The sequence below is a fragment of the Novosphingobium sp. 17-62-19 genome (genome assembly GCF_002256775.1).
Lineage (GTDB): Bacteria > Pseudomonadota > Alphaproteobacteria > Sphingomonadales > Sphingomonadaceae > Novosphingobium.
Map to the genome: position 1 here is coordinate 1 of NZ_NCII01000143.1, position 5,236 is coordinate 5,236.

Genomic DNA, 5,236 nt, shown 5'->3' on the forward strand with positions numbered 1-5,236 from the left:
TCTTCGAGCGCGCTCGAGCCGGCGTGCCGATCGCCCGGCCTTCCACCGGCCACCCCCGACAGCCGGATGAAAGGGTGCAGAGTCGACTAAATGCCCATTTTCGCAACCGGTCCAGCCTGAGCAAATATGGCCCCAGTACATTATTGGGACACAGATTCACGGTAGCGCTGGGAGCGCCGTCAGCGCTGACCGACCTTGAGCGGCAGAAACCCGTCGGCGTCGAAAGCGGCAGGGTCGGACCAAACATAATCGCCGGTCAGGTTTATATGGTCCCAGCCCAGAGGCGAGAGCTGAGCGAGCAGCGGTTCCTCGCCGGTGCCACGGATGCCGAGTGCGTCAACGGCACGGTCGAGGTATCGACAGTTAAACAGGATGATCGCGGCAGTGACGAGGTTGAGCGCGGCGGCGCGCGTTTGCTGGTTTTCGACGCCGCGATCCCGGAAGCGCCCGAGCCGGTGAAACGCGACCGCTCGGGTAAGAGTGTTCCGCGCCTCACCCTTGTTCAGCTCGGCGGTGACATATTTGCGCAAAGTGGGATCTTCGAACCAGCGCAGTGTGAACAGGGTACGCTCGACACGGCCTATTTCCCGAAGCGCGGTCGCCAGCGAGTTTTGCTGACGGTAGGCGGAAAGCTTTTTCAGGATCAGCGATGGGGTCACGACCCTGTTGCGCATGGCCTCGATCATTGGGTCGACGTCGTCCCAATGCGAGCGGATGAGCTCCTTGTCGAGCCGCTGTCCAAACAGCGGTGCGAGTTTTCCGTAGCGCGCTTTCGGTTCGAACGCATAGAGGCGTCGATCGGAAAGCCGTGGGATGCGCGGCTCGAAACTGAGGCCGAGCCGACTGGTCACCGCGAACACGATGTCGGACACGCCGCCGCCATCGGTATGGAACGAGCCTATGTTCACACCACTGTCGTGGCCGAGGATTCCGTCGAGCGCATGGATGGCCTCGCCTGCGGTACCCGCAATCACGGTCTGGTGTAGCGGGGCGTAACGGTCGGTGATCGTCGTGTAGATCTTTACGATCGGGTCGCGACCGTAATGCGCGTTGACTGTCCCGCCACTTTCGCCGGGTCCGCCCAGGTAGAAATGTTGACCGTCGGCCGACGCACGCCATCCCTCGCCGAACCACGCCGCAATCGGCTCGGCATGTATGGCGTCGGTCAGGCAGCCGAGCGCGGCGCGGAAGGTGTCCTCACGCATGTGCCATGTCTGCATCCGCATCAGCGCGCGTCGAGAAGCGACACCGCATACGTCGGCCATGCGGCTGAGGCCCAGATTGGTTGATTCCGCGATCAATGCTGCCAGGAACGTGCGCTCGTCGGTCGGCGGAAGGCCCGATGACACATGCCCAAAATGATCGACGAAGCCGGTCCATCGGGCGACCTGCGAAAGCACGTCCGTGATCCGGATCGTCGGCAACGTGCCATAGGTACGCAATGCCAGAAGTTTGGAGGGATCGCTCTCAAGCTGCTCGGCCTTTGGGCCTTTAGGGAAGCGTAGCTTATCGCCGGTGAACAGCAACGGATCCTTGCCCGACAATCCGCGTGCGGTCGCGAGAAGTGCGGCATCGAGCGCCTCGGATTTCTGCTCGAGCCATTCGTTGGCGCTGAGCTTTCGCACCGGCGGCAGCGACGTCGGCCCTTTGGCCGCAGCCGGTGTGCGGGGTGTCAGCAGATCTTCGAGCGAACGGTGGATGCGCGACGTGGCAACCCATAGATTACCGGACGCCAGCGCACTCGATACGGCGAAAAAGGTAGCCAGCTCCCAATACGTCCGATCGATCTTGCCACCCTGAACGACATGCCGATGCCAGCGCAGCTCGACATGTCCCATGGGCAGCTCTTCTGGCAGTCCCTTGCGCCAGTCCCCCCCAAGGTCGATCAATATGCCCATGGCGGTTCGCAACGGTCCGGTCGCTGACCTGCCATCGAAGATGAACGTGGCGAGAAAACGGGCGCCGACCTGCTTGAACACGCGGTATTCCGATGCAAGCTCACCGAGCACGTCAGGACGACCCGGTTTGATCGTTCTCCGGATTAGCGCTGCATCGGCTGCGATCACGTCGAGGTCGGCGATCGCCGTGACCGCCGTCGCGATATCGTCGCCTGTGCGGGCTGCCCGTGTCAGCGCTTCGAGTACGGACGCAATGCGGGTCAAGCGCGCTCGGCTCTGCTCGTCGGCGACAGCAATGGTCTCTTCAAGGCGTTTGCGCGCGTTGAGGTTGGCACGCCCCACGAGCGCTCCGAACATCCAGATCGCGGCGTCGGTGAGCGTGGCTTCCAACTCGCGTAACGTCGCTACCAGCGTCGTCAATCGCCGCGCCGGCCCCATTTGCTGAAGAGCCTGAGCGGTGTGGCGGGCGCCTTCGCGCGCCATGAGCGCAAGCCGTGGCCGATATCTGTCGGGCACTGCGACGGCGGCATAATTCGTCGAGCGCACGCGATCGATCTTGTCGAAGATTTCGAGAAGGCTGCGACCGCCGACGCGCACGGCGGGCTCGCGCAACCAACTCAGTCGGCTCTGCAAGGCATGGGCTTTGTCCGACAGCAATGACTCGATCGACGCGCGTTGCGTAGCATTGGTGCGAGAATAAACATCGTTCGTGACGAGTCCGTCGGCCGCGTGCATCGCTTCGCCCGCAAGACGCTCCACCACCGAAATTCCTGGAATGACGATGCGCTGCTCGCGCATCCGCATAATCAGTCGGTCGATCAGGACTTTCCCGTCAGTGACGCCCACCGCTTCCCCAGCCAGCCAATTTGCCAGCTCGGCTCGGCCCGGTCGGGTGAGGTCGCGATAATGATGGCGACGCTTGATAGCGGCGAGCTGCTCGTAGCGAGTCTGCAGCCGCCGCGCGAATTGCGCGATGACTTCGACACCGACGCCGATCTGCTCGGCGATATGGTCGAGCATAATTGCCGGCAGTGTCTCGCCCTTACGCAAATGGCGACCCGGATAGCGAAGGCAGCATAGCTGGAGCGCATACCCGAGCCGCGTTTCGGGAGTTCGCGCTTCGGCGATGGCTGCCAGGTCGCTCTTGTCCAGGCTATGGTGCTGAACGATGAACGCTTCGGTGTCGGGCAGCGCCAGGAATGAGGCGCGTTGCTTTTGGGTCATTGGAATCCGTGCGGGCATCGCTTTTCCCCTTCAAAAACTACTTGCCATTGAGACTGGTTTTGAAAGAGGATATTGCAAGACGCAACGCGGCGGTTTGTGTCGCGGAAAAATCGGGAACACAAACGTTCGTTTGTGAAAGGGACAATAGGTGTTGATCGGCTACGCCCGTGTCTCGAAAGGCGACGATCAAAGCACGGCGCTCCAGCGTCGCGCGCTCAAAGGAGCTGGGTGCGAACGCATATTCGAGGAAGCGGCCAGTGGCGGACGCTGGGATCGTCCCGAGCTGCACCGGATGATTGACCAGCTCCGCACCGGTGATGTCGTGACCGTCTGGAAGCTCGACCGGCTTTCGCGCTCGCTCAAGGACCTGCTTCACATCCTCGACCGCATCGAAGTCGCAGGCGGTGGGTTTCGTTCGCTCACCGAAAGCATCGACACGACTTCCCCTGCAGGACGGATGATGATGCAAATGGTGGGCAGCTTCGCGGAGTTCGAGCGCGCGATGATCCGCGAGCGCACCTCCGCTGGCCTTGCTCAAGCCCGTGCTGAGGGCCGTGTAGGTGGGCGTCGCCCGAAACTCACACCCTCACAGCGCGGCGATGTCGTGGAAAACGTGATAACCGGCCGAAAGACCGCAGCGCAGATGGCCAAGCTCTATGGAGTCAGCGAACCAACGATCAGCAGGGTCCTCGCTGCTGCACGGCAGGAGGCCGCCTTGTGAGGAGAATGACCGCATGAAACCCAGTAATGATTTGAGCGGACTCATCAAATATCTGTCGCGTGCCGAGTGGCACGACCGACTTGAAGATGTCATGGGCGACCATTTTGCGCCAATAATGACCGCGTTTGACATCGAATATGAAGAGATTGGTGAAATTCTAGGGGAACACTGGGATCGCACGCTTTGGGGCTGCGCTTTCGAGGATTTTCTGACACAGAGCTTCGATCCTGACGGCATCAACATCGTCGATGATTATATCAAACGGCGGGGCTGGAACGAAAAAGTACAGAGCAAAGCCTATATGAAGGCGCTGAGCACATCGGTGATGAGCCTTTATGAAGCCAGCGAAATTGTACCGGGCCAATCGATGACGCTCCGCGACATGGTGCGCGGCGGCGAGCCGCTGCTCGTGCATGAACATTCGGCGACCCAGTCACTCAAAAAATGGGACAGGATCGCGGCACGCGTTGTGCCAATGAACGGCAAGCATATTCTGGCTGGTGGTGTGTTGCCTTTTACCCTGGAAGGCACAACGCTGTTTCAGAAGGGATTTGATGACCTTTACCGGCAAAGTCGGGATGAAGGTATTCATGCCGATCGTGATGTGCTGCTCGCCGACGCGGCGTCGCTGTTCACCAATGTCTGGCTGTTCGACACCTTGCCCAAGGCCATGGGTCTCATTGCGCCGATGGTTTACAACAGCGATGGCGACGAACTGGTCTTCCATAGTGTGCGTTTCCCACTCGCCACCGGTGTCACCCAAAAGGCCATTGGCGCACAGCTTGATACCGTCAAAGCGCTGCATCGAGAAAGCGCGACCTTCTGGAATTGGTTGGGCACCAAGCCAACCAAACGGAAAGACAAGAAAGCTGACGGTGTGGCGTTCAACAGCACGATGGAAGACGGAACCATAGCTCTTGGAAATCTGGTGCGCGCGCCGCTAACCGAGATTCAAACCATCGATCAAATGCGTGCGGATCATGAAGGAAATGACGCGCCCCGATCGGTCGTCCCGCCAGAGATTGCGACGAAGCTTGTTCATGAGATGCTCGACAAATCATATCGAGAAACACTCGATCAGCCAGTCGGCATGCTTGGGGATATCACCCCGCGCGCAGCCTCAAAGTCGGCGAACGGGCGCGTCAAACTTGTAGAGTGGCTGAAATATATCGAAAATCGAAGTGCCCAACAGCCCGACGATACCGACCCGATGGCAACGTATGATTATTCTTGGCTATGGCGTGAGCTCGGCGTGGAAAACGAACGGAGATAAGGCTCGCCAAAATGTGCAGGACAGATGTATTTAAGGCCCTACCGTGAATCTGTGTCCCAATAATGCACTGGAGCCAGATCGGCGGCTACATTACGCCCGGTCAGCGGCTTTTATCAGATC

3 protein-coding genes are annotated in these 5,236 nt (G+C 59.9%); 2 read left to right on the forward strand and 1 reads right to left on the reverse strand.

Annotated features, from left to right (window positions below; all coding sequences use genetic code 11):
- Positions 1-179: 179 nt before the first annotated feature.
- Positions 180-3,122, reverse strand: coding sequence for a Tn3 family transposase (locus B7X90_RS18075; RefSeq protein WP_366409900.1), 2,943 nt, complete (start codon positions 3,120-3,122; stop codon positions 180-182).
- 148 nt (positions 3,123-3,270) lie between these two features.
- Between B7X90_RS18075 and B7X90_RS18080 the strand changes: the two genes are divergently transcribed.
- A complete protein-coding gene (locus tag B7X90_RS18080; RefSeq protein WP_066769682.1) occupies positions 3,271-3,843 on the forward strand; it encodes a recombinase family protein in 573 nt (190 codons plus the stop codon).
- A 13-nt stretch (positions 3,844-3,856) separates the two neighbouring features.
- Positions 3,857-5,116 carry a hypothetical protein gene (locus B7X90_RS18085; protein WP_292626927.1) on the forward strand — a complete coding sequence of 420 codons (1,260 nt, stop codon included), beginning with the start codon at positions 3,857-3,859 and terminating at the stop codon, positions 5,114-5,116.
- Positions 5,117-5,236 lie beyond the last annotated feature (120 nt).

Coding starts and splice junctions, on each gene's coding strand:
- B7X90_RS18075 (WP_366409900.1), bottom strand. CDS start 3,122: ATGACCCAAAAGCAACGCGCCTCATTCCTGGCGCTGCCCGACACCGAA.
- B7X90_RS18085 (WP_292626927.1), top strand. CDS start 3,857: ATGAAACCCAGTAATGATTTGAGCGGACTCATCAAATATCTGTCGCGT.